This is a genomic window from Prolixibacter denitrificans (assembly GCF_003014495.1).
In the GTDB taxonomy this organism is placed as follows: domain Bacteria; phylum Bacteroidota; class Bacteroidia; order Bacteroidales; family Prolixibacteraceae; genus Prolixibacter; species Prolixibacter denitrificans.
Genome location: NZ_PYGC01000004.1, coordinates 155,823 through 177,619 on the forward strand (window position 1 = coordinate 155,823; position 21,797 = coordinate 177,619).

The 21,797-nt window shown below is 47.0% G+C and carries 12 protein-coding genes; 1 reads left to right on the forward strand and 11 read right to left on the reverse strand.

The genetic code is table 11. The annotated features are described in order from the left end of the window. Positions 1–62 precede the first annotated feature (62 nt). From CLV93_RS09695 to CLV93_RS09735, 9 genes are all read right to left on the reverse strand, one after another. The gene (locus CLV93_RS09695; RefSeq protein WP_106542002.1) at positions 63–2,015 is read right to left on the reverse strand and encodes a KamA family radical SAM protein; all 1,953 of its coding nucleotides are present in this window, start codon (positions 2,013–2,015) and stop codon (positions 63–65) included. 148 nt (positions 2,016–2,163) lie between these two features. Beyond that, positions 2,164–3,060, reverse strand: coding sequence for a DMT family transporter (locus CLV93_RS09700; RefSeq protein WP_106542003.1), 897 nt, complete (start codon positions 3,058–3,060; stop codon positions 2,164–2,166). 83 nt (positions 3,061–3,143) lie between these two features. Then, complete coding sequence (locus tag CLV93_RS09705; RefSeq protein ID WP_211297794.1) at positions 3,144–3,878, reverse strand: hypothetical protein; 735 nt, start codon at positions 3,876–3,878, stop codon at positions 3,144–3,146. Between the two features lie 28 nt (positions 3,879–3,906). Beyond that, entirely contained in the window at positions 3,907–8,634 is a 4,728-nt protein-coding gene (locus CLV93_RS09710) for an efflux RND transporter permease subunit (RefSeq protein ID WP_106542004.1), read from the reverse strand. Positions 8,635–8,703: 69 nt separating this feature from the next. Continuing rightward, positions 8,704–11,799 carry an efflux RND transporter permease subunit gene (locus CLV93_RS09715; protein WP_106542005.1) on the reverse strand — a complete coding sequence of 1,032 codons (3,096 nt, stop codon included), beginning with the start codon at positions 11,797–11,799 and terminating at the stop codon, positions 8,704–8,706. Between the two features lie 41 nt (positions 11,800–11,840). Continuing rightward, a complete protein-coding gene (locus tag CLV93_RS09720) occupies positions 11,841–12,896 on the reverse strand; it encodes an efflux RND transporter periplasmic adaptor subunit (RefSeq protein ID WP_106542006.1) in 1,056 nt (351 codons plus the stop codon). Positions 12,897–12,920: 24 nt separating this feature from the next. After that, positions 12,921–14,408 (reverse strand): TolC family protein, encoded by a 1,488-nt coding sequence (locus CLV93_RS09725; RefSeq protein ID WP_106542007.1) that lies wholly within the window; start codon positions 14,406–14,408, stop codon positions 12,921–12,923. An 11-nt stretch (positions 14,409–14,419) separates the two neighbouring features. After that, positions 14,420–17,761, reverse strand: a complete 3,342-nt coding sequence (locus tag CLV93_RS09730) for a golvesin C-terminal-like domain-containing protein (protein WP_106542008.1) — start codon at positions 17,759–17,761, stop codon at positions 14,420–14,422. Positions 17,762–17,811: 50 nt separating this feature from the next. Then, positions 17,812–18,708, reverse strand: a complete 897-nt coding sequence (locus CLV93_RS09735; protein ID WP_106542009.1) for an ABC transporter ATP-binding protein — start codon at positions 18,706–18,708, stop codon at positions 17,812–17,814. A 474-nt stretch (positions 18,709–19,182) separates the two neighbouring features. Here CLV93_RS09735 and CLV93_RS09740 point away from each other — a divergent pair, with 474 nt between their 5' ends. Then, complete coding sequence (locus tag CLV93_RS09740) at positions 19,183–20,739, forward strand: ArnT family glycosyltransferase (protein WP_170108915.1); 1,557 nt, start codon at positions 19,183–19,185, stop codon at positions 20,737–20,739. A 5-nt stretch (positions 20,740–20,744) separates the two neighbouring features. Here CLV93_RS09740 and CLV93_RS09745 read toward each other — a convergent pair whose 3' ends face one another. Both CLV93_RS09745 and CLV93_RS09750 read right to left on the reverse strand, forming a co-directional pair. Next, positions 20,745–21,014 carry a cytoplasmic protein gene (locus CLV93_RS09745; RefSeq protein ID WP_106542011.1) on the reverse strand — a complete coding sequence of 90 codons (270 nt, stop codon included), beginning with the start codon at positions 21,012–21,014 and terminating at the stop codon, positions 20,745–20,747. Between the two features lie 9 nt (positions 21,015–21,023). Beyond that, the gene (locus CLV93_RS09750; RefSeq protein ID WP_106542012.1) at positions 21,024–21,776 is read right to left on the reverse strand and encodes a DUF72 domain-containing protein; all 753 of its coding nucleotides are present in this window, start codon (positions 21,774–21,776) and stop codon (positions 21,024–21,026) included. Between the last annotated feature and the right edge of the window lie 21 nt (positions 21,777–21,797).

The following is a 21,797-nucleotide window of genomic DNA, read 5'->3' on the forward strand; positions in this document are numbered from 1 at the left end:
ATACACCCGGCAGGAGATTTTTCAGGGTACTGAAGAAGGCAGAGCGACCTAGCGGGCGCTTCTCAATAATAAAACCAGATGGTCCGGTAGTCGTGGATATTCTCGCCGCGCGAAGCCAGCTCTTCCAGGTAGTCGTAAATGGGCACATCGACGTAGTTATAGGGCGGAATGGGCTTGATATTCTTTTCCCACGGATGGAACTCGTACACCCGCGAGCCGTCCGGCAGAATCATCACCAGGCGCCTGTCCTGCCCGGCACGCAGATGGTTTTTTCCCAAACGGGGAACATTAAACACCGGCTCGTCGGTGCGGTCGAGGCCGGGCAACAGACGAGCCTCCTCCTTTCGCTCCTGCAGAATGCGGGCAATGGGCACCATGTACTGCTTCGTCTCCTCTTTTCCTTTCATGTTGAAGGTATAATACGGGTCGACCCCAATCGATTTCAAATCCTTGCGCAGTTTAGCCGTTTCGAATCGCCGCGAATTCTCGACCGTAAACACCTGCTGGTTATAAACGCTGATGCCCGCTTTCCGGAGCTTCTGAACCGCTTCCATTGCTTCGGGCGTAATTTCGTACGAATGCTCGAAATGGGTGACGATGGACAGGTGTAACCGGGGCGGCTGGTGATATTTGGCCAACATGGCCACCAGCTCGTCGGTGAAACGCATGGGCAGGACCACCGGCGTGCGCGAGCCAATCCGGATACGGTAGATATGCTTCTTCTGGGAAAGGGTTGCCAGGATATTTTCCAGCTGCGCATCGCGCATCACGAGCGGGTCGCCCCCGGTAATCAGCACATCACCGATGCTCTTATGCCGGTCGAACCATGATAAGGCGTTCTGCAGCTTCTCTTTCGATGCCATGGCCCTTGGTTCGAGCACCCGCTCAATTTCCCAGTTTCGCTGGCAGTACACACAAATCTGCGCACAGGTGTTGTACGGTTTCATGATGGCAATCATGGGATACCGACGGGTCACCAGATCGACCGGAGAGCAGTCGTGCTCACCCATAAAATCGAACGAGAGCTTACGGCCCGGCCGCAATTCGCTCATTTTGTCCACGTACTCTTTGGGCGGAATCACCTGGGCGCGAATAGCGTGATCGTATCCAACCGAGATTTGCGAATCCATGAGGCTGAGATAATAGGGCGTGATTCCGAAAGCAATATGATGCTGCACGGCACGGTCGATCGTTTCCTGTTGTTCGGCCGAGAGCTCAATCAAATCAGCCAGCGGTTTCGACGACCGAATCACGTTCCGTATTTGCCACGTGTAGCTGCTCCAGTCTTTTTCCGTGCCCTTGAAGTGCCGAAGGATGCGCGAGCGGTTTTCGGTTCGCCAGCCTATCACTTCCTCTTCCAATCCGGAAGGATATTTCTTGAAATATTTCAGCATGCCGGAGCCCATTTCGTCGAGGATTTCTGTCCGCAAGTGAGCCGCCTCCCGCCCTTCCATTCGGAGGAAGTCGGGGATTCCTTTCTCCACCTCTTTATCTTCCAGGTAAATATGTGACTTGCCGGTTACCCCACGAAAAAGGTTGATAAACTCCAGGATAAACCCGACCGATATCTTCTCTTTCAGCTCGGTCCGTTGATTCCGGGCTAATTTCCATAAACTATCCAGCGCCGAAAACTCGGTCCGAAACTCGTTGATTGGCCCTATGATACTGCGCAATACCCGTATGCACTCGCGCACAGTCGATTTTTCGAGAATGTGCAGCTTATTGTCCAAATCGAAAACCTTCCGCTCGGTCCGGTCCAAATAGGCATAAAACCTATCGCGGGCCTGTTCCAAATCGTCTGCTTCCGCTAAAATCCGGTAAATATCATTATTGGCATCCCACAACCGTTGTAAATAGCTCTCATAATCGACATCGAAATGCGATTTAAACAGGCTTACATCATCCGAAAAGATATCATCCTGCACCTTGCTTCCTGCCCATTTCAATTTCGGTAAAACCTGTTTTTCCTCTTTCCTGCCGACAGAACTTTTCCTCTTATTCACTGCATGCACCATGACGTAATCTTTAAAGGTTAGCAAAAAGAAATTTCCACCTAAACACTGCTTTATACAATTTACTATAAATCTGATGATAAAGCAATTGAAAGAGTACCCCTAAAATGAATCATTTCAGCGCTTCGCGGGAAAAAACAGAAGAGAAGAATCAGGCTTTTTGAAGCGATCTTTTCCGTTTATAATGATGGTAAACAGGATAGCCGAAAACCGCCAGCAGGATAACCGCTGTACCGGCATAAAAACCGCCGGTCATCTGTTCCGACTCGCCGAAGATAAAGAAGGCCAGCAAAATACCGTAGATAGGTTCCAGGTTAATGGTCAGCGCGACAATATAGGCAGATAACTCCCGCATCACGTCCACCTGAACGGCAAACGCAAAAGCGGTACAAACCACGGCCAACAACAACAGGTAAAACAGGTCCATACCTGTCATCTGAAGTGAAGATAAATTGAGTTGACCGGTTACAGCGAGGAAAACAGAAATACCGGCAAATCCGCCCAGCATCTCATAAAAACTAATCACCGACGCACTGTTGTGGGCAATCAGCTTTTTATTCAGAACGGTAAACAAACCGGCCAAAAATGCCGACGTCAGGGCCACCAGTATTCCGGCCGTATACTGTGTCTCGAAACGGAACACCATGTAAAGTCCAGCGATGATCATCAACCCGATAAAGATATCGAGCAGGTTCAGCCGACGACGATAAAACAACGGCTCCAGGAAACTGGTAAACAATGTAGTGGAGGCAAGACAACCTAATGTTACCGAAACATTCGAGATTTTAATCGCCCCAAAGAAGGTAATCCAATGCGCCCCCACAATGAGCCCCACGCCCAAAATTTGCAGTAAATCCTTCCGGGAAACGCGAAAACTCTTCTTCCGGATACGGAAATAGAGATAGAACGAAACAGCCGCAATAAGCATGCGGAACCAGACCAATTGTGTGGCCGGCAACGTAATCAACTTGCCAAGTATGGCGGTGAATCCATAAATCAGGACCACAAAATGCAGCTTAAAATGGCTCTTCAGCGTTTCGCTTTTCATTGTCAGGTTATCTGTTTCTGCAAAGGTAATGCTGAATGGCAACTGCCAAAATAAATTTACATCCGGCAGACAAAATTTTATTCCTACTTCAGAAATTTCTCACGGCGCTGCAGATTGGTCAATCCAACCAGGAGAAATATCACGCTTCCAACCGCCAGAAAAATCCGGTTCTTCTGGGTTATCTGACTCCAGATTAACTCATTCATATCATCGGGAATCGAGAATGGATTTAGGAAAACATTCCACTGGGTGCGACTAAGCAGATCACTCAGGATTAACAGCGTAATTCCAACAATCACCATGATGACCGCTGTTCCGTTTCCGTTTTTCACTACGGTAGACAACATAAACGACATACAACCGAGAAAAACCACGGGGAACATCAGCTGCAGAGACATCGAATTAATTGGAAACGGCACCAAGGCATAGTAGCCCAGTACGCAAAATACCAACAGGAAGAGCCAAACCAGAATAAATATCATTACCAAACGAACCAGCCACACTTTGTAACGGTAATCGGGTATCCCGAAAAGGATTTCCAGGATACGTGCGTCAGCGTCGTTCTGAATGCCAAAAGCAGTAGGATAAAAGATGAGCAGCACCGCCGGGAAATACAAAATTCCGTAAACCGACGACATGGTGTAGCCCGGCTCGTTAAAGACCAGATTAATGGCCAGCAGAATGTAAAAAACCAGCGATGCCAGGAAAAACCACAGGAACCGTCCGGCAAATATGATTTTCATGTTGTACCGCGCCATGCGAACAATCAAATCCAACCAGCGGTTTTTCACGATTCTATCGATATATCTTGTATTCATCTTCAAGCGTTCATTTAGTTGAACTGAATCAACTGTTTTCTTTTTGAATTCCTTTCAACAGGCACAAATAAGCCTCTTCCAGCACCGGTTTCACCACTACGGCATCCGGAGCCGGTTGAATTGCCGAGATGTACCGGACTTTAATCTGGTCACCATCGCGCATGTGGTGCACGACCCGATCTTTTCCTTCCATGGCATCAAATTCTTTTGCCGGAATCAGGAACTGCCAAACCAGGCCATCGGCCAGTTTCAGCATGTTGTTGGGATGACCCGTATAACGCAGTTCACCGCGGTTGATAACAGCCACCTGGTTACACGAACTGGAAATATCCTCGATGACGTGTGTTGAGAAAATGACCACGCGCTCACGACTCAATTCCACCAACAGGTTCCGGAAACGGATACGTTCGCGTGGATCGAGGCCCGCAGTCGGCTCATCGACAACAAGAATGCGCGGCAGATGCAACAGGATTTGTGCAATTCCAATCCGCTGTTTCATTCCACCGGAGAACGAACCAATTTTTTCGTTTTTCCGATCCCACAGGTGAACCGCTTCCAGCACGTATTGCACACGGGCTTCGCGAGCCTCTTTTTCCGACAAACCTTTCAACATGGCCTGGTAATCGAGGAATTCCCACGCCGACATATTTTCGTACGTACCGAATTCCTGCGGAAGATAACCAATCAGTCCCTGCAGCTCTTCGCGTTTGTGTTGCGTATCGACACCGTTGATCCAAACCTTACCATAGCTCTGGTCGTAAATTCCGCAAATCACACGCATCATCGTCGATTTACCGGCGCCGTTCGGTCCGAGTAAACCAATCATACCCGTTCCAATTTCCAGCGAAACGCCACGCAATGCTTTGAATGGGTCGCGTTTACGACCGATAACCGGGATTTGTTCCACCAGTTTGAAGAACAATCGGCGCAAGCCGGCAAAACGACCTTTCAACCGTTCGATGTTCACCTTTTCGCGATACAGTTTATCAGCTGTCACTTTCACTGCCAACACGAAATACCACAACACCGCAATCATCACCACCGAACCGATGGTTTCCCATTTCAGATAAAACAACGCCAATGCCACTGCCGGAAGTCCCCAATACAGCAGGCGATGAATGATAATTCCCATTTTCACCGGCCGGTCTTTTCCGCTTTGCGCGGAAGAATAAGCCAGTAGCAGTTGTACTCTGCGCCAAATCGACAAAACCATGAGGAAGACAAAATGTGCCATGACAAACATCCACCAACCGCTGTCGAGATAAGAGAACGTGAAGTACGTCAGGAAGCCCAATAGCGGCAGTTCCCAGACAAAATCATCAAAATCGCGCCACGAATGATACGTTTTCAGCTCGCCTTTGCGTTCGCGAATGTTCCGGTTGCCCTTCCATTCACGAATAAACCGATTGCCCCGATCGTAAATCTTCACGAGGTTCTGTATCCTGATTTGAATCGGTACATCCGAATCGATTACCGTTTCTGTGGCTTTTCGCAGACTATTTTTCACGAACCAGGTCGTTCCGGGAATCAATACCGTCAATCCAACCAGATCGACCATCTGCCACATGAATGTATCCACTTTCGTGAAGATGAGAATACAGCCACCTACGTAAAGCAAAATCTGAAGGATTTGAATCCGAAGATCGAGCTTGCGCACCCAGTTAATCGCATTCTCCAGGCCAAAATAGAAGGTCGGTATAAAGATGAGAGTTAGCAATGTGCTCACACTTAGTCCGCCAATTACAGTAATAGCGAACGGTGCACCAATTGCTCCGACATATTCATTGTCGCCCATCGCCAGTGGCAGCATGGCCACGATGGTGGTAATAGCCGTAATCAGAATCGGACGAATACGCGACATTCCGGCCGTAATCAGGGCACGTTCTTTCCGGTAACCACGCTTCCGAAGAATACCGGTATAGTCGATGAGTATAATTCCGTTGTTCACAACAACCCCAAGCAATATCAGGAAGCCCGTTAACGTGTTCGCATTGAACAGGCTATTCCCGGTAAAGATGAGGGCCAGGAATGATCCGATGGCCGCCAGCGGGATGGAAAACATCAAAACAAACGGAGTGGACAATGATTCGAATACCGAAGCCAGAATCATAAGGATCAGGATAAAGGCCGCCAAAATCAGGAAATAAAACTCCTGCAGATCATCTTCTTCGTGAATAACCTGAACAGCAACACCCGAAGGCAGGTTGTAATTGGCTACGATCTGGTCCACTTCCATGCGGTAAGCATCGAGCAAGGTCTTCGAATCCTGCGCCTCGTCGATGAAACGATAGCGCACTTCAATCTGCTTTTCCTGGTTCACCCGGTCGATTTGCGCGTACCCGGAAGAGAAAACCACGTCGGCTACTGACTGCAATTCGTGGGTACCACCATTCGCATCGGTAATGAGTAAATGCCTTAAATCATCAGCCGAACGCTCTTTCTTGTCCTTCGCATCTTCATCACGAATGATGATATCGTATTCGTCGTTTCCTTGTTTGAACGGAACGTTGGTATTGATTTCCGGGTTGAAAGAATTCAATTCAGAAGCAATATTGGACAAAGGAATATCGTAAGCAGTCAGCAGCAGTGGATGAAACTCGAGATGAACTTCCGGCCGATTGTCGGAATAACTCACCTGCACGCGGCGCATCGACTCCAGATTTTCGAGATAATACTGAAAATCGGAAGCCACATTCTTCATCGTTTCGAAGTCCTGTCCTTTGATGAGAATGCGTTCCCAGTTGGTTCCCACTCCCAGCAACCGCATGAAGCTGGTTCCACCTCCTCCAAACGAACCGCCACCTCCGCCACCGCGGTTTCCGGAAGAAGCCGGTTCTTCGTCGACACTAATTTCAGCGCCGGAAATATTTTCAACACGATTTTCGACATCGCTTTTAATTTCGGCTATGCTTCGTTTGCTCGTCTTCTTATAGTCGTCTTTCAGCGTAACCGTAACGACCGCATTATCTTCTTCAATTTTACTAACGACATCCTGCTTTTCCTCTATTGGTTCGAGACGGCTTTCGATTTGGGAAACGACCTTGTCAGTCGATTCGAGCGTCGAACCGGAAGGCATGGTCACATAAATCTGAAAATCGTTGGTCTCAACTTCGCTGAGGTTATTCACGCTCACCGCCAACACGATAAAAATGGTCAGGAAAAAGAAAACCAGTGCACCGATAATCGTCCTGGCCGGACTTCGGAGCGTATTCTTCAACACCATCACATACCCCTGAATCAACGGGTTCCGCATGGAAACCTGGTTGAAATTAATCGAGGTACTTTTCTTCCTGGAAAGGAAATAGTGGGCCATCATGGGCACCAGCAACAGCGCCACAAACAAACTGATGGTGAGAGTCGAAATAATAGAAACACCCACATTTTTCCCGATAAGGCTAATCAGGTAATTATCGGAAAAAAGGAAAGGCAAAAATACCGTGATAGTGGTCAATGTAGCCGCCACAATCGAACGCCACACTTCCGTAGTACCCTGAATGACTGCCTTCGCCGGAGGAAGGCCCTGTGATCGTAATCGGTATATATTTTCAAGCACGACGACGCTATTGTCGAGCAACATCCCGATAGCCAGCGCCATTCCCACCAAAGTCAGACTATTGATAGTGATATCGGCCGCATAGAAGAAGTTGAACGCCGAATACACCGAAATGGGAATGGCCAGAGCAATGACCGAAACCAGCTGGAAGTTCTTCAGGAAAATCCAAAGCACAAGCACGGCCAGAAGTCCACCCACCAAAGCCAGTTCAATAATCTGGTTGATGTTGTCCTCCATGGTTTGCGCCGTGTTGTTCTGGACAACAATCTCAATATCTTTCGAAGCCAACTTCTCATTCAGCTTCTTAACCACATCGAGCGTTTTGTGCGAAACATCAATCAGGTTCGCCTGTGCGTCATTCACCAGCCGAACTGTCACCGCATCCTTTCCGTTGACACGGGAATAAGAGGTCTCTTCCTTCACACCGAAATAAACATTCGCCACATCCTTTAGCAGGATGGGACCATCGGCAATTACCAGGTTTTCCAGCGACTTGATATCGGTATACTCGGCATTGACGTGCACGATGTACTGCCGGTTCGATTGATATACATTTCCGGCGAAAGCACGGGTGCGGTAACTTTGGGCAATTTTGCTCCGGATAGTTGCCGGCGTAATGCCATACGCCTCGCACATCGCCTTCTTCAGTCGCACCTCAACGGATTTCTCACGGCCACCATAGGCCGTTACTCCCGCAACTCCGTCGATGTTTTCCAGTTCAGGAACAATCTCCTGATCAGTTTCATTCCTTACCCTGTCGACACCACCGGAACCGCGCACCTGAAGCTCCATGAACTGGTTGTTCATCTGGTCCAGATCCACCTTCATCACGGTTACCCGGAATTCTTCAGGAAGCGACTGTTTCGCTTCATCAATCTTCTCCTGTAGCTTCAGATAAGTATATTTGAAATTGACGTTCTTCTTGAACTCAACGACAATGGTACCCCGTTGCGATTGTGCTGTCGATTGCAGATTTTCAATTCCCTGCATGGTTCCAATCGCTCCTTCCAACGGAATGATGGCCTCGTTCTCCATGTATTTGGGGTCCACCTCCGTTTGGGTATTCACCTGAACGAAAAGCACGGGCAGCTCAGCATTGGGAAACAGCTCCATCGGGAGATTCTGCCAGGAGATATATCCCAGCAAACTCAGCCCGATGAATAACATGCTGATAAGGGTCTTTCTGTTTATAATAAATTTCATTCGTTCGCAAGTTTAGCTTGTCCGAAGGCCTGTTCGGTGCCTTTCAGACCGTCCTTATCCCGGTATTCGTTACTCCTCTTCGTCTGTCACTGTATCCAGACTACGAATCGTTTTTCCGGTAAACAGATCGTACACACATGGAATCACCACCAACGTTAGAATGGTGCTGGTTACCAAACCTCCGATAACCGCCAATGCCATCGACGAACGCAACGAAGCGCTCTCTCCGAAACCAAATGTCAGCGGAAGCAACGCTAATATCGTCGTCAAACTGGTCATGATGATTGGACGGATACGTTGTTGTCCCGCTACCGCGATAGCTTCCCGTTTTTCCATACCACCTCGCCATAGCTGGTTAATGCGGTCGACAAAAATGATAGAATCGTTGACCGCAATTCCCACCAGCATTATCACACCGATTAGCGCCATGATATTGAACGGCTGTCCCATGATGAAGAACAGCAACACAGTTCCAACCAGCGAGAACGGAATAGTCAGTAGAATGACGAATGGATGAATCAGCGACTCAAACTGTGAAGCCATTACCATATACACCAGAATAATGGACAAAAGGAGTGCGAACTCGAGACTATGCATCGAGTCCTCGCGTTTCTGCTCTTCGCCGGCTATTTTGATTTTATAATCGTTAGGCAACTGCATGCCGGCCAGTTTGCTGCGCATCTGACTTACGACTTTATCCAGCGGCACGTTTTTATCCAAATCAGCCATCACCTTCCCAATACGGTTTTGGTTAAGACGATAAATCTCTTTTGGCGAAACGGACTCTTTCAACCTGGCAATCTCATCCAACCGGATGACTTGTCCATTGCTGTTTAGCTCAATATTATGAAACTGCCTCAAACTCATCTTTGGAGTATGAATGGTGATGTCGCGCATCTCACCTCCCTTCTCCATCTGGCCTGCATCCTGTCCTTCCAGCTGAGCAGTAATCTGGCTGACCACCTGCTCCACGCTTAGGTTATGCATTCCGGCCATCAAACGGTCGACTTCCACATCTACTTCCGGATAACCGTCTTCGATGTTTGTGCGCATATTGTACAATCCGGGAATATTCTGGACTCTTTTCATCACCTGCCGGGTAAGTGTATCGATTACGTTCAAATCTTCTCCCTGAACCTCCACCACTACTGGTGCATCCTGCGTACCCAGAATGCTTTGCAGCGCTGTTTCGTCCTGCACAAAGTTGACTTCGAACTGTGGATTGTCTTTGTACCATTTCGAAACCGCTTCCACCACATTGCGTGAACTGTATTTCGCGTTCGGCTTCAGCACGACTTTTACCTCAGCCGTATTTTCTCCTTCAAAAACACTTTGCGTTGTTTCGGACAAATCGGAACCCGGACCAATGCGGGAATAGATAGACTGCACATTGTCGCCCAACAGTTCTTTCAGCAGCGCTTCCATTGATGCAACTCCATCCGATGTTCGTTCGAGCGGTGTGCCTTCGGGCATTTTTACCTCGATGGTGAATTCGCGACTATCGGCTTTGGGCATAAACTCACTTCCGATAAAAGGATAAAGCAAAGCTGAAATAACCAGCAGAGCAATTCCTCCGCCAATCACCCACCAACGACGTTCCAAAATCCGGGACAGAAAAGTTCCGTACCCTTTTACCTGAACTGAACGAAATTTTAGTGTCGCCTCTTTCTTCCGGTAGATGCGGTGATACATCATCGGAATCAGGAAAATAGCGACGACCAAAGAAGATAGTAGTGAGAAAGCCACGGTCCAGGCCTGGTCGCGGAATAACTCGCCTGAAGCGCCGTGCAGATAAACGATGGGCAGGAAAACTACGATGGTCGTCAACGTCGAAGCCGTGATGGCTCCTCCAACCTGGGCCGTACCAACAATAGCCGATTCACGCACTGACAAACCGCTCTCGTGATTCCGGAAAATATTCTCCATCACCACAATAGCATTATCCACCAGCATACCAGCTCCCAACGCCAGTCCTCCCAACGTCATAATATTCAGGGTTAACCCATTAAAGTACATCAGGTTGAAAGTGGCAATAATGGATATGGGAATCGCCAAACTGACGATAAGGGTAGTTCCAAATCTTCTGAGGAACAGGAACAGCACAAACACAGCCAGTACAATACCAATGAGCAGTGTGTTCTTCACCTCATTAATAGCACTCTTGATAAATGTTCCCTGGTTGCTCACTACCGTGAAATGGTAACCCGGAAGCGCTTTGGTAATCTTGGCCAGTTCCTCGTTTATATCCTGAACTGCTTTTACGGTATTGAACCGCGTTTCCTTGTAAATCGCCAGTCCGATACAACGCTTTCCGTTGACACGGACGATGTTTTCCGGCTCTTTATTCTGATAAGAAACATGAGCAACTTCCCGCAGGAAAATTGGTGTTTTCTGAGCCGTTTCATCACCTGCGACAGGCGCTTTGTAACCCACAACCAGGTTGTTGAAGTCGTCGATATCGCGCAGCATGCTCACGCCTTTTACGATGTACTGCATACCGGTTTCGGTAATGGAACCACCGGAAATACTCCGGTTGAAAGCCTCGATCTTCTGACTCAGTTCGTCCATCGTCAGGTTGAAAGCTTCCAGTTTATACGGATCCGTGTCAATGCGTACTTCCCGCTCTTCCTGTCCCGCCAACTCTACCTCGGCGATACCTTCCAGCCGGATCAGTTCGTTCCGGATATAGTTTTCAGCCACTTTCCGCAAGTCATTCATATCGGAAATCGACTCGTTGGAAAGACCAACGATCATGACCGGCGCTGTATTTGGATCGTGCTGGGTTATGTTCAGCTCATCTATTTCGCTGTTCTGCGAGTAGTTCGACAAAGCTTTCTGCAAATCGAGAAAAGCTTCGTCCATATCTTTTCCCCACGCATATTCGACCGTTACCTGCGCCGAACCCGTCCGGATAATCGAAGAAACCTGTGTGACTTTGCTTTGGCGGATGGCCAGCGCTTCGATGTTTTTCACAAAGAGCGTTTCCATCTCTTCAGGCGGACGTTCACCCGATTTTATCTCCACGTACAGGCGCGGCGAGTTCAAATCGGGAAACAGGTCAATTCCCAGTCGTTGGTACGAGATGATACCGAGCAACAGGATTGCCAGTACCGCCATCAGCACCGTAACCGGATAATTCACCGAAAAATTCGTTAGTTTTCTCATAGAAATATGATTTTCCTGATCAGCGGACGCTGCCGGAATAACTACTTAACTACCTTTACTTTCGACCGGTTACGCAATGTTTCGAAACCTTTGGTAACCACCCGGTCGTTTGCTTTCAGGCCGGAAGTAACCTGTACTTCGTTAGCATTTTCCAGTCCGGTTTCGATAACCCGCTGCTGTGCCGCACCTTTCACGACGATATAAACCGTTTTTCCGCGGTTACCCGAAACGATAATGTCTTTGGGAATAACAATAGCACTATCTCTCCGCGCTACCTGTATATCAGCTTTCACAAACATTCCGGGACGCAATTTCAAATCGGGATTATCAATGCGGATTTTCCCGATAAAAGTCCGGGTTTCGCTGCTCACAACCGGCGATAGTTCACTGATTTTTCCCGAAAGGGTATCTTCCGGAAGGGTATAATTGGTAATATCAACGTCTTGTCCAACCTTCACGACAGAGAGGTTTTTCTCGGGCAGATTCACCTCCATATTGAGTGTGTTGTAATCCATTAGGGTAGCCACCGCTGTTCCCGAAGCGACACGTGTACCATTGGTGAAATCGGGCAAATCAACCAGGATTCCGGTAAACGGAGCCCGGATATCCATCTTCGCCAACTGCAATTGCGCGTTTTCGTAATCCTGCTTTGCCTGGCTCAACGATACTTCCGAATTTTTCACTTCACGAAGGGTGACGCCGCCTTTTTCGTATAGCGACTGTTGTTTCTCGTACTCCAGTTTAGCAATCTCGTAGTTCAGTTTTTTGGTTTCGAGCGAAACTCCGTTTTTGTATTCCTCATCTTCCAGCTTAACAATCGTCTGCCCCTTCTGCACCTTATCGCCTAAGCTAAATGGGTGCCCGGTTTTCGGATTGCGTTGCAGATAATAGTTACCAGCCATCTCTGTACTCAACGTGGCTTCGCTTGCTGCCTTCGTCGTTCCTGTTGTGCTAACGTATTGAACAATCGAGCTTTTTTTCACATCCTGAACTGAAACCGGAATGGCCAGTTCGTTATCTGTTTGGTTATTCTGATTGCCACATGCTGCTAATAGAGGTAAAAGAGCAGCGAGCAACCATTTATTCGAGATCTTCATTTGACAAGATTTTTTCAGGAATGGTTATTTCGTTTGGCTATCGCGATATTCTTTCAGAAATTCTTCCGGTACAACCGATTTTTTCGCTTCAAAGTCGTATAGCGTTTGCACCTTCAGGTTCAACAGCTCGATTCGGTAATCGATAAGCGATTGCGCATAAGCCATTTTCTTCTCCGAAAGCTGTGTCTGATACAGGTTTAAATCCATACTGGTCAGATCACCGTTCTGGTAACGTTCCAGGTTAATATCATAAGTCAACTGTGCGTTCTTCTCGTTGATTTTAGCAATGTCAATCTGGTTTTTCATATTCTGAAGACTTCTCACCACTTGACGAATGTCCAGTGTAATCTGAACTTTTTCATTGCTCAGATTCAGTTCCTGCGTTTTAATGACAGCTTCCTGCGCTTTAATTTGAGCCTTCTTTTCGCCCCAGTCCCACAGCGGAATATTGAACGCCACATTTACCCGCGGGTTCCGGGTCGGATTTTTATACACATCCTTCAACTCCTGGTTGTCACCCAACAAACCATAGGTAATACTGACATCCCCGCGAAATTCATTGGCTGCCTTCACCTGAATCAGATCGAACTGCGAATTCTGTACGTTAATCTCGCGTTGACGAATCTCCATGCGGGAAGCCAAACCGTGCTGAATCGCTTTTTGCTGATCCACAGTTACAGGTTTTACTTCTACATCAGCCATCACGGTGATATCTTCATAAATATCCATGCCGATGTACTGCTTGAACTGGTCTTTGTAATTCTCCAGGGTCACCCGCTGGTTATCCCTATCCGAACGTGCTGTCTCCAGGTTCACCTCAGCCTGGTACAGCTCTTCCTGAGCTGCCAACCCGGCATCCACCTTATTTTTGATGATATCGTAACTCTTCTGAGTATTTTTGTATTCATCTTCCTTAATGTTCAGGCTCATTTGTGCCAGGTAAACATTGTAGAAGAATTGTGATACATTCTTCTCGAGGTTCAACCGTTGCATGGCATAGCTCAGCATGGCATTTTCGTTATCCAGCTCCAGCTGTTTCAACTCCATCTTTTGCCGGTTATAAGTAAACAACGGTTGTGTAAGACTCAAATACAAGTTGTTGTAAAATGATTTGTCCCGAACACCTGTGTACTCACTGTAACTGTTCCTCCAGCCAAATTGGTTGTTGAGCGAAATAGTTCCATCGGTGAGCAAAATCGGCTGCTGAACGGTAAATGTTCCAAACGTCAGGAAATTTTCCGTGGTGTTCCATTGCGAGATCAAATCGTTGAATTCCCGGCTTTGGCTGTATTGAAGTGGATTTAGATTCAGTGAAAACTGCGATTTCATCGAAGCCCGCTTCGCATTCAGCGACTCGCTCGTCCGTTCCAGGTTCAGCCTCGAAGCAATCAAATCAGGGCTATGCTTCACTGCGATTGCCATGGCATCATCGAGGGTCAGAATTTTTTGTGCATGCAACGGCAATGTCACTCCCAGTAACAACAATAAATAGAGATACTTTCGTTTATTCATGGATTTTCAGGTTATTTTTCTTTAACCAGTTTCACTGCATCGGCATAAACGATACTGGCGTCGGTTTTATTCGTTAATTCAATTTTCGCGGTATCAGGTGAGAAATAGTAAGCTCCCAGTTCAACCCAACCGCCATCGGTGCTTTTAATATCAACTGCCGGATGATCTTCTCCGTCATCGTGATGAATGGTGTAAGTGTATTCACCCTTATCCTCACCCCGCCAACGCATGTTGATTTTCGGGACGTAAGCATATACGGTGTAATAACCGGACTCCTTAACCGGAACATTCCAGATGGCTTCGCGATCGCCAGTGCCTCCTTTGGTGTAATACGCCGACCGAACCGTTTTCCCATAGAAATTAGTATTCGTTGTTAAAGTCCATTCCACCGGCGGACGCCAGAAATTCAGACCTTTGTACTTCTGGTCTTCGTTGTCCATCAGTTGAGCTTCGAAAATCTTTTTCAGGAAACTGCTCGACTCGGGTTGTATCAGTTTGAATTCAGGGTCTTCGTTATCAACAATCGTCTCATTCGGAGCTGTTCCATCCTCATAATCAATCACCTCTTCCCCGTTAAATGGAATTCGTTTTTCGTCCAGCTCAATCTTCTCGAAACGCTGAGTCAATACAGCCGGAATATTGGCTGACGCGAACGTATTAGTCATCATCATGCGGGGCTCTTCGTTGAGCAAGATGCCAACCCTTTTGGTTTGATGAGGTGCAATAGCAACAATCCGATCCACTGTCTCCTCATCTCCGCCTCCGCCGAAACGTCTGCCTCGTCCCCCCTGTCCACCAAGGCGGAAAGTAAATTTCACTACGCCCGGTTCTTTTCCGGTATTCGACAAATGGAAAGTCACCATGGTCGGGGTACGATCGCCATCTTTCACTTTCACAGCCTCCACATCAGTAACGAGGTAACCCGGCAGCTCTTTCGAATTGTACCATGAAGAAAGATAATCGTCGAGTTGCAGATTGAATGAAGAAGCCAAATCGGTTTTTAGATCATTGATACCGGTTTCCCGGAAACGGTTTTTCTCCAGGAAGGAATTCAGCACGTTATCGAACTTATCTTCGCCGGCAGCAGCTTTCATCAGCGCAAACAGGAATTCACCTTTCGTTTGAATGATATTATCAACAATATCCGGATCGTCCTGATCCTGCAATACCTGAGCAAACGATTTATCCTGAAGCTCCATGTTTCCGCGCTCATCGCTCGACATTCCCATAAAATTTCGCATGAAACCCGGACGATCATCCGACGTCCGTTCGACCAGATACGATTCGAGCACGCGGTTCATGATGGGATACTTCGGCGAATTGATTTCATTCACGTAAGTGTAATAATCGGGAAAGAGAAAATACGGATTCGGATTGTCATCGAAATTACGTCCGGGACCACCAAATCTCATGCGGAATCCGCGGCCTTCATCGGTTGACAAGAGCGCTCGGTTCACAAAATCACGGAACAGATTTTCCTCCGACTCCCGTTCTGTAACACTTTCGTTGGTATGCCGGCTCCGGCGCTCGGCCCAACGCTTCAATAAAGCGAAGTTAGCTCCGGAAACCATGTAACCGCCTTCCGGCAGAAAGACCATCTCGGGTTGTACCTGCTCGCGGGTAACCGTCCACAGGTGCGAATAAGAGTAAAACTGCACCGGTACTTCCACCAGTTCGAGCCGATGATACGGATACCGAAGTTGCAATTTCGCCTCGAACGTATTCTTCAAATCACGAATAACCGGCGCCAGTGAATCCTTTACTTCCGTGAAGAACTCGTCGAAGCGGTTATGTTTTTTCAGGTAAGTCAGGCTATACTGAATACTGTCGACGGTGATGGAACGGGTTTGGTAATTTCCCATCACCAAAGAAATCTGTTGCAAAGGCTCTTTATCCCGGAAGGTTAGTTTACCGTCAGCCCCAATTGTTTTTTCACCTTGCGACAATACTTTCAAACTATCATTCGCTGGTTCTACGGTAAGTGAAAAACGGGTAAATCCCTTGTGTAACCATCCCAGGCCTTTTGAGGAATAGGTAATTCCGGGTGTTGGGTACCAGCGGGTTTCGGGAGTCAATAATACATAATTGCTCTGCACAAATGCGTGCCGCTTATCGATGGTCGCATTGTCATCAAGAGTAATCTTATCGAGTCTTTCCCTGTCGTAATCCAGGTAACACAGCGACTCGTCAATGGTGCCGGCATATTGCACTTTTACCTGCAATGAATCACCCGGTGCGACAGCATTTTGCGGTTTAATTTTCAGCAGCTGCTGGTCACGTTCGAATCCGGCACCTTCCACATTTGTAACCTTCAAGCCGGGATTCAACGTCAGAATGATTTCTTTCACCGGTTCACTGGCCGTATTTTTCAGTTGCATATCAGCAGTAGCGGCAATCGAATTTCCGTTATGCTTCACGTCCAAATCGCAACGGGTCATTTGCATCACCGGAGCCTTGGCGTACTGGTCATTCAGTGCAATCATTTCCTTCCGGTGATTGTCGAACTGACTCACCCGGTTTACATAGAAAAAGCCAAGCACCAATGCGAAAATCAGCGAACCGGATCCGATTACGGTCACAACTCCGTTTACAGTTTTCGACTGATTCAACCGCTTCAGCAATAAAATGGTCAGGCAAATAAATCCAACGCCAAGGAAGAAATAGATTCCACGTTGCATCAGCAAGCTATTCAGGTTACCAAAGCCCACAAAATCGGACCAGGTTAGCGGCAACCGATAGGCCATGTAATCGAACAGAAAATGGAATTTTCCCTGCAGATAGAAAAGCGTTGCCGCGATGTAGCCCAACAGCAGAATAAAGGTCAACGCCTGGTTCCGGATAACCGACATCAGCAAAAAGGCCAATCCCAGAATGAACAGCAGTGTAGGTACACTTACCAGGAAGAAATAGTAAAAATAGGGCATCAACCGGAACGCACTGTAAGGCGAAATCAGGTTGAAAACGGCCACCATCACCAACGCAACGACATTCAGCAACAGGAAAACATACAGGTTCCCCAGTGTTTTCCCGATAACATAATCAGCGTTCGACATGGAACGCATGTAAATAACCTCCGTGGTGTCGAGCTTTTTATCCCTTTTTAGGAAGTCGGATGCCAGGAAAATGGCGATAATGGCCTGCGCCATATTAATAATGTACAGGTTCATGAACGGAACCTTGGCAGGAAGCGCAACCATATCGTCGAACGGAAATCCGACTTTAGTTTGATAAAAGAGATTGAAAAAGAAGACAAATACCAGCGCCAGGATGGCAAAAATCCGGAAAAACCAACTGCGGAACAGCGTTTTGGATTCGTATGTGGCTACGGTACGAATATGGTGAAGTGATGCCATGATCGTTGTTTCTTTAGCGTTAGGATTTTAAGATAATAACCGGCAGACCTTTATTCTTCGTGCCAGCGTTGATTTAGTTCATGCTCCATGAAATTCACGTAAGCATGTTCCAGGTTCGGTTCAATTTGTTCTCCGGCGTAACCGTTCACATCACGGGCAACCACCTGTACTTCCCAGCCAGACTCAGCCGGAATAGAAGATATAATGGGATACTTCTCCTGTATCTCCTGGTACTCGGTTTCGGTAGCTGAAATCTGCCACACATTTCCGCGGGCCATTTCAATCAGCTTGTCCGGAGCACCGTGATAGGCAAGAGAGCCTTGGTTCAGCAGAGCCATATCGGTACAGGTACTGGAGATATCGCCCACAATGTGCGTGGAAAGAATGATAATAACTTCCCGCTCGCTGATAGACGAGAGCAAATTCCGGAAACGGATGCGCTCCTCCGGGTCGAGTCCGGTGGTCGGCTCGTCCACAATGATGATTTTCGGTTCGCCAATCAGTGCCTGCGCAATACCGAGACGGCGTTTCATACCGCCCGACAGCTTGTTGGCCATGCGGTTGCGGGCTTCGTATAGCCCAACCTCTTCCAGCATCTGTTCCACTGCACTCATCCGGGCTTTCCGTTGTTTGATACCCGCCAGACGGGCACTATAATCCAGGAATTCCCAAGTGGTTAGTTTGGCGAAGAAGCGGAAGTCCTGGGGTAGGTATCCCAACATATTCCGGATTTCGCGACGATGCTTCTGTAAATCGAGGCCATTTACCAGCACCTGCCCTTTCGAAGGTTTCATGAGGGTAACCAAAATGCGCATCAGGCTCGATTTACCGGCACCGTTAGGGCCTAGCAAACCAAACATACCATTTCCGATCTCCAGCGATACCTCTTTCAGAGCATGATTTCCATTCGGATAAATCTTATTCAGATCTTTAATCTCAATGTTCACACGTGTAGTTTTTGAAGTGTTAACAATCGATTTCGTATTAGCTAATTCTCGAAAAACGATTCCTGCGATGTGAAATACATTCAGATGTATAGCGCTGAATAAGCGGTTAGTCAGGAGCTTGCATTTTCACAGGAAAGGAACGTCTTAGAAAGATTAGTTACTTTGATACTATTGGTAGTAAAAGGTTTAAAAACGTTACATAATAATTTTAACGGATTTTAAAGGTAATCATAATTCCATTTTTAACCACCTGAAATTCAACGAATCGATAAAAAGAGAAAAGAAAAATCAGCTAAACAACATGATTACAGCTGGTAAGCCGTATTTTTGCCCCTGAATTAAGATTAGACAAAATGAAACGAACATTAATTTTTATCATCCTATAATACACAAATGAGGATGGTTAAAATTGATGAGAGTTCCTGAATGTGTAGAAATTTTTTGAACATTCAGGAATCAAAAAATTTTAAACAGATGAGAACAGGTAAATATCTTCCTATATTTCTATTTTTTGCGGCCTTTTTCCTTTATACGGCTGGTATCCGCTACAATCCGATATACATTCTCGATGAATCGAAAAATGTGGAATGTGCCCGGGAAATGTTTACCCGTAACGACTTAGTAGTTCCTACGTTTAATGATCGGCTTCGTACCGACAAGCCGCCGTTGCATTATTACTTTATGATGGCCTCTTTCAAGGTTTTCGGAGTGAATGAATTCGCCGCCCGGTTCTTTTCGGCTATCATGGGAGCACTGACATTGCTTATCACATTTCTGTTTACCCGAAAATATACAGGAGAAAAAACAGCCCTGCTTACCTGGCTTATCCTTATCACATCGCTGAATTTCTCCATCGAATTCCACCTGGGCGTGCCCGACCCCTATCTTATATTCTTCATGACTCTAACACACTGGGCTTTTTTCGAATTCTACCAGAAACGAAAATGGCCCTGGCTCATTACAATGTATGCATCGCTGGGATTGGCCATCCTTGCCAAGGGACCGGTTGCTCTCGGTTTCGCCGGACTTAACGGCTTGCTGTTTTTAATCCTGAAACGCGATTTCCGCTGGAAAACCATCAAACAGTTCCGCCTGCTTATGGGAGTTGTCGTAACCGGAATAATAGCCATTCCGTGGTACGTAAAAGTCGGACTGGCAACCAATGGCGAATGGACGCGTCAGTTCTTTTTCAAGCATAATCTCGACCGTTTTTCCAACGAAATGGAAGGACACGGTGGTTTCTTCTTACTGACTGCCATTTTCGTTTTGTTGGCCTTTCTACCGTACACTGTTTTTCTTTTTCAGTCCTTCCGGGAAGCATTTCGCCAACGCAAAAGCAACGACTTGATTTTGTTTGCAATGATTGTTTCGGTGGTCATCATCGTTTTTTTCTCGATATCTTCCACACAGCTGCCCAACTACCCTATGCCGGCTTATCCGTTTGTAGCCGTGCTCATTGGTTATTACCTCAGCAACTTTAAATTAAAAATGAAAGGCCCGCTCTGGATTAATTTGGGCGTTGGTTTACTCATCCCGATTGGCGCTTTCGTTGCCATGAAACTGGATAAAAGTCTTGTTCCGGTAGCCAATATGGCCTGGCTATTTTTGGTGATTCCTGCCGGAGCCGCCTGGGCAATATATGATTTCTACCGGAACCGCAGTCAACAGCGAATTTTCACGGCACTTTCCGCTGGTTGGATCATGGCCGGACTACTCTTTTTTCTGGTAGCTTTCCCGGCAGTAAACCGGCAAAATCCGGTACAAAAAGCACTTACGGTAATGGATACCAGTCGTCCGGTCGCTTTCTACGGACGATTCAATCCGGCTTTTGCCTTTGCGCTGAAAAAACATATCCCTGAAATGAAGACGCCGGAAGAGGTTAGCGCTTTCTTCCAGGAACACCCGAACGGATATCTTATCTCTGTCACCAAAGTGCAGAAGGATTTGAAGTCTCTTCCGCTAAAAGAGATTGTTCACCAGAAGGATCTATTCGAGAACAAAACTACGCAGGTTTATCAATGGGAAAATTAGCAAGCTCAAGCCTGTAGGTTCATACTCTCGCCTTTGATGACAAGGTACCAGCGATCCGGTTTCATTTCGTGTTTTAGCAAGAAATACTGTCCTTTCAGTGTCTCTACTTTAAAATAATTAGCAGCGGGCCATTCGGCATAACTGTCAGTCTGGTACCAGCGATCGAGTATTTCTTTGATGTCGAAACAGATATTGCCCCAGTAAAAACAGATGGGGTATTCGTCTGCTTTGTAGCCGGAATAACACTCAACCCGAACCGGTATCAAATCGTTCATCGTGCCAAACTAATTTTGGTCGTTCATCATTAAACCTCTTAGTTCCATTGCATTTTTTACAGCATATCCTTCAAAATCGTTATTGAAGAATGCCCACACCTCTTTTCCTTGCTTAACCCAGTTCCTTATTTTCGCCGCATTTACCTGCAACTCTTCCATGCGATAATCTGTAGCATACAGCTTTACATTACCATGAAGACGGAGATAAACAAAGTCGGCAGTAACCACCTCGGCCGACGGATAGCGTTTCCCTGAATCGGCCATCACAAAAGCCATATTATTTTTCCTCAACAAATCGAAAAACTCGTCGCGCAACCAGGAATCATGCCTTACCTCGATGGCAAACTGATACTCACTAAACTGTTCAGTCAGATAATTCAGAAAATCGGTTAGCCTGGGCAAATCATAATGCAAACCTGGTGGAAGTTGAATCAACACCGGCCCCAAACGCGTTGCCATGATATCAAATACATCGAAAAAATTCTGCACGGCCTCTTCAGCATATAACAAACGTCGCTGGTGCGTAATAAAACGACTCATCTTCGGACAAAAGCGGAAGTTTTCCGGCGTGCGATTCATCCAGCCGGAAGCCGTTATCTTTTTGGGCAAGTGGTAAAAGCTGGAGTTCAGTTCCACGCAATCGAACTGTGTCAGATAATGTTCAAGGTATTGGGCCGGTTTTACGTCCGGAGGATAAAACACACCATTCCAGTGCTTGTAGCTCCATCCCGAAGTGCCGATATGCAACTTACTGAAATCCATCTCACATATCATTTTTTTACC